Raw genomic sequence first — 5,269 nt, forward strand, 5'->3', positions numbered from 1 at the left:
CGCGACCGGCCCCCAGTATGCCGCTCTTGCCCCGAGCGACGAGTGGATCAACTGCGTGGTCACAGTTCGCTGCGGTTGTGTCGACTCTCGACCTGCTGGTCGCTCCACTCTCCTCGTGATCGAACTCAAAGCGACGACCTCGCTCGCGGCTTCGGCGTGCTCAGGCGTAAGGTCTCCGGCCGAGTTCAGTCCGGGCAGATCCCGTGCGGCAGCCACCGGGGAAGGCCCCGGCGTTCGTCCTCGGTGAGGTCGCGGCCGAGGATGTCGCACAGTTGGTTCTTCCAGAGTTCGGGGTCGAGGCGGAGGAGGTCCACGTGGTGGTCGCTGTTGACCCGTAGCAGGATCTTCCCGTCCTTGGAGGACGCGAGGAACTCTTGGTCCTCCGCGAAGTTGTAGGTGTCTCCGTCGCCGGGATCGGCCGCGTTCTCGAAGCGCACGGAGTTCCCGTTGGCCAGAAACAGCTCCGAGCCATCCTGCAGGAAACCTGACCGGTACCGGCCGTATGACTGGAGGGGCCCAAAGGGACCGAGCACCCTCTCCATGTGTCGCCCGGGCCGTACTGACCACACCTCCATCATGTTGCCCGTGGTCTGCACGGCCGCGTACCGTCCGCTACCGTTGAGTACGGCTTGGTTGACCTGCGGACCGAAGGTGATCCGAAGCGCCTTGTCTTCCTTGCCCGTTCGCAGGTTCACGGCATGAACGACCGGGCTGCCCTTGATCATGATCTGCGTGTATCCCGGCTTCGGATAGGGGCCCACGGTGAACTGCGGCGGGTTCTTCTCGGTGAGTCCCAGGTCGCGTACGTCGATCGTCTTCGCCAGACGCTGGCCGGTATGGGCGTTCCAGTGCTCGATCCGGCTGCCGGAGACCGTCAGCAGCTCGTCGTCGTCAATGAAATAGAGTTCCATCTCGTCCGTTGCTTTCCCGGCCTTGTCGGCCGGGGGCTTGGCGGTCGTGATGTCCGTGACCTGCCGCAGGGACGGGACCGCCCAGACCCGGATCTTGTTCCGGCCGATGAGGTCGGCCGCGAGCGTCTCGGCCTGGTTGACCTTTACTTCCGGGGGTTCCCGGTAGCCGTCCATCGACTTGTCCCTCGAGGGCCGATTTACCTTCTTGAGGGTCTTCTCCTCTCCATGTACGTCCATGCCGACAAGACGCAGTTGGTCGCCAGTCTCGCCACTGCGGAGCAGCATCTTGCTCCCGTTGCCGAGCAGCACCGGAGGACTGTCGGCATTGGTGGTGCCCACGTACAAGGGCCGCGCGGTCACGGCGGTCTCGTCCCAGGTGACCAGGACCCAATCCTCCGGTTCCCCGAGAAGGGGCAGGTCGACATTGACGCCGACGCCGTCGTAACCGGGGCCTTCCGCTTCTTCCACTCCCTTGCCCGGCCGCGTGTCGACGAGTGACCAGCTCCTCCCAGTCCTACGCACCGCGAAGTGGTCTCCCGTCCTGTCCATGGAGATCCCTGGGCTGCAGTTCTTTTGGGTCGAGCCGGGCTCATAGGCATCGGGATCATAGGTGGTGAGCACTCGTCCGTCCGCCACGCGTACAGCCCGGTACTCGATGCCCCGCTTACCTCGTCCCTGACAGAGGGCCAGCACACTGCCGTCGCCCGACATCACGAGATGCGTCGCCTCCGTTGTCACGCTTACTCCGCCCACCAGCTCCCGCGTCTTCCCGGTAACGATGTCGACGGCCATCACCGAGGTCTCCGAGACCGCCTTGGTGCCGTACCGCGTCTGGGCCACGAGTGTGTTCTCGTCCGGGCCGAACCATGCCTTCTCCAGTGCGGGCACGCGCGAGGGCAGCCCTCGGCCTTTTCCCGTCGCTAGATCCCAGATCCGGGTCCGCCCGTTGACCACCCTGACCACTTCACCGGCGTCCGGGGAGAAGTCCGCGATGCCGAAGGCCTGACCGAACGACGTCTTCGACCAGTCCTTGAAGTCGCTGCTGCGAATCGTGTTCGCCGGGCCCAGCACGTCCTTGGCGTCGCGATGCACGTCGTGCCAGACGAGGGTGCCGCCCTGCTGCGCCGACAAGTAGGCGATCCTCCGCCCGTCTTTGCTCACCAGGGGGTACAGGACCTGTCGTGCGAGACGCAGATATTCGCGATGGATCCTTCCCCCTGCCCCGCGGACGAACACCACCGCGCCGCTCTGCCCGCTCACCGACCCTCCGACCTCCGTCGTCACAAGGGTCACCGTTCCGTCTGCGCTCGTCGCCACGTCCTGCACCGGTGACTCGGTGCCGCTCAGTACCCAGGAGTTGCCCTTGAGCTGGTCGTATCTGCGCAGCAGTACGTTGCGGGCCTCCTGGGTCGGCGCTACGTCATGAGCTGCGATGGCGACCAGGGCGGCCAGCCCCGGATCCCGCTTCGTCAGCTCGTCCGAGAGAACGGCCAGCGAACGCGACCGCCCTTCCGCCTCCCGCTGGGCGCTGACCTGCGACTGGTAGACGAGGAAGGTGCCGAGTCCGGCGATCAGCGCAAGCACCAGCGCGACCGCGGTCCACGCGGCACGTGCTCGGTTCCGCCGCGCACGGTGATGCCGCTGCGCGATGTTTAGGAATTCCCGTTCCTCCGGGGCGAGCTCCGCCTCACGGTCGTGTAACCGACTTCGCAAGGAAAGGAGTTGCAGCGAGCCGGGCAGCAGGTCCGGGGACCTGTTCGCCTTCTGCCAACGGTCGTGGTCGTGCCCGAGTTCAGCCCTGCCAACCAGGAACTCTCCGTCGGCCTTCACCTGCTGCGCGAGGGTCGGCCAGGCGCTGATCAGCGCCTCGTGGGCGAGTTCGGCACTCTGCGGTTCCTCTTCGTTCCCATGCAGTACGAGCAGCCGTCGCGAGGCAAGCGACTTCGCGATCCGCCATCGCGTCTCACCGGCTTCTTCCCGGGTGAGCATGCGGCGCAGTGGAGCGTCACTGCCCGGCAGCACCCGGACCAGGCCGGTGAGTAGCCGCAGGGCCTCCTTCTTGTCTTCGTCCCCGTCCTTGCGCTCGTGCTGTTTCTCGACGCACTCCCTCCACGCGTGCTCGGCATGGAGTTTCAGGGCGCCGGACACGCCCTCGTTCTCTTCGTACGTCGCGGTCCGCAGCCGTCCGGCGGCCTTGTGGTCCCACAGCTGGGCTAGGACGAATCCCAGCAGGGGCAGGATTCCCGGTTCGCCGCCCGCGTCGTCGAGGATGCGCCGCTCGAGGCCCGGGTCGTACTCCACGGCCGAGATGCGCTTGACCGGCTCACTGATCACTTCTGCGAGCTGGTCCCGGGACATCGGCGTGAGCGGGACCGTCACACCTTTCTTCAGCGCAGAGCCGAGGCGCGCGTGGTTCAGTGCCGCGTCCATGAAATCGGCCCGCAGCGTGACCAGCACCCGTAACGCGTTCTGCTGCCGCTCGGGGAACAGCAGACCGGCAACCTCCTCGGCCACGGCCTCGGAGCTGTCCAAGAGTGCTTCGGCCTGGTCAAGTACGACGAGGAGCCGGCGGGCCGGCGAACCCAGGGCACGGTGGAAGGTGTCTGCCAGCCCCAACTCGGCGAGGGACAACTCCACTTGCTTGGCGCTCTGCGCGCGCGGCGGCCCATACTGCCCCGACAGCACGATCTCGAACAGTTCGGTGGCAAGTGCGGCCCGCAGGGAAGAGAAATGTGCGGCGTTCACCTGCAGAATCAGGTAGCCGTCCTGCCGCATCCTCGGCACCACACCGGCCAGCGCGAGCGACGACTTGCCGCATCCCGACGGCCCGTACACCGTGACGGTGGGCCGATCGCCCCGCAGCGCGGTGACGACTCGCTCGATGTCGTCGTCCCGGCCGAAGAAGATATCCGCGTCGTCCTCCTGAAAGGTGGACAGGCCCCGGAAGGGCGTGGCCGGGCTCACGAACGGAGTGAGTTCGGGCACTTCCTTCAGCAGGGTTCTCATCCGCAGGATGAACGCCTGCTGGTCCTCACGCACCGGCTGCGCCGCCACCATCATCCCGACGGCGGCACCCAGTTCATTGTCCCAGACAGGGCTGCCGCTGAAGCCCCCCTTCACATACACGGCCTCGCCGTTGGCCCGCGAGAGCTGGATCCAGCCCTGGCGGGTGGGCCCACGGAACCTGCCGCTTTGCCAGATTCCATCCGGGTTATCGTCGGTGAAGCCCACGGTGCGCGCATCGTGGTCCCATACGCCACGCTGCGGGTCGATCACGGGAAGCGGACGGGCCCCTGGGATCCAGTTCCGCAAGCGCAGCACGGCGATGTCCCCGGTCTGATCGGGTCTGATCGGTATCCAGCGCTGGACCTCGGCACCGTGGTCGCCCCCGTCAATGCCGTCGGCGTTCCCGGCCAGCGGCACGTCGACCGTGACCTCGGTGCCGACCTCAACCGTGTCCTCCCGGGGCCGGTCCAACGCGTCCGACACCACATGGGCACAGGTCAGCACCAGGTCCGGAGCAATGAGGAAGCCCGCGCCGCCGATCGCACCATCCGGCCCCTTGACCCGGACGACCGCCGAGACCAGTGCCGACTCCGCCCCCTCAGAGTACCGCTCCTGAACCTCCGTCACTGTGACCTCCGTGCCACCGTGCCCCCGTTGCGACCCGATTGGGTCAACTGCCCTGCGAGGTGTCTCCGTTGAAGTCTCTCGCATCCCTCCTGTTCCAAGTGAGGCTCACGGAGAAATTGGCCGCCGTCGCCGTGCTGGCAATCACCACGTCCGCCTCGGCCGACAGTGACACCCCGAACTCCAGCGTGATCTCGTCCGGCGCGTTCGCAAGACCCCTGAACCGCCCCACAAAGCTCTCCGCCACGGGGCGCACGGTGTCCAGCATCTGCCCGAGTGACCGTTCGGCCCGCGCTATGGAGCGGCCTCCTCGGCCTACGCGGACGAGCGTCTCGTCCACCTCCCGGATCTGGACACGCACGGACTCATCGCTGCCGTCACCCAGAGGAACTTCCACCGTGTGGACGGGGCGGTCGCTCATGACTCTCCTCCATTTACTCGGGAGTTGGAGATCGTAGCGGCACCCGTCTCCGGCAACCGCGTGTCACGGGAGCAACGCGGGCAGATCAAAGCGCACCGCCTTGCCGGGGACAGTAGTTACTGTCCGCAGCCAGTGCGCATCAAATCGCGAAATTGCGCATTCATTGCGCATCTCGCGTGACCATTGCGCACCCAGACGCGGAACCTAGACGATCAGCGGGTGGTGAGGGGCCGGGGCAGCAGGTTGCGCAGGAGTTCCGCCGTCTCGGCGTCCATGTCGACCCCGCCGCCGAGCTGTTCGTTGATAT

General features: G+C 66.4%; 2 protein-coding genes. Both read right to left on the reverse strand.

The window, feature by feature from the left end; genetic code table 11:
* Positions 1–185: 185 nt before the first annotated feature.
* Entirely contained in the window at positions 186–4,544 is a 4,359-nt protein-coding gene (locus ACFU8Q_RS14560) for a trypsin-like peptidase domain-containing protein (protein WP_384452711.1), read from the reverse strand.
* A 43-nt stretch (positions 4,545–4,587) separates the two neighbouring features.
* Positions 4,588–4,962, reverse strand: coding sequence for a CU044_2847 family protein (locus tag ACFU8Q_RS14565; protein WP_384452713.1), 375 nt, complete (start codon positions 4,960–4,962; stop codon positions 4,588–4,590).
* Between the last annotated feature and the right edge of the window lie 307 nt (positions 4,963–5,269).

The organism is Streptomyces sp. NPDC057543 (assembly GCF_042801895.1).
GTDB lineage: Bacteria > Actinomycetota > Actinomycetes > Streptomycetales > Streptomycetaceae > Streptomyces.

Excerpts from the sequence above, each read along its gene's own strand:
- ACFU8Q_RS14565 (WP_384452713.1), bottom strand. The coding sequence starts at position 4,962 with ATGAGCGACCGCCCCGTCCACACGGTGGAAGTTCCTCTGGGTGACGGC.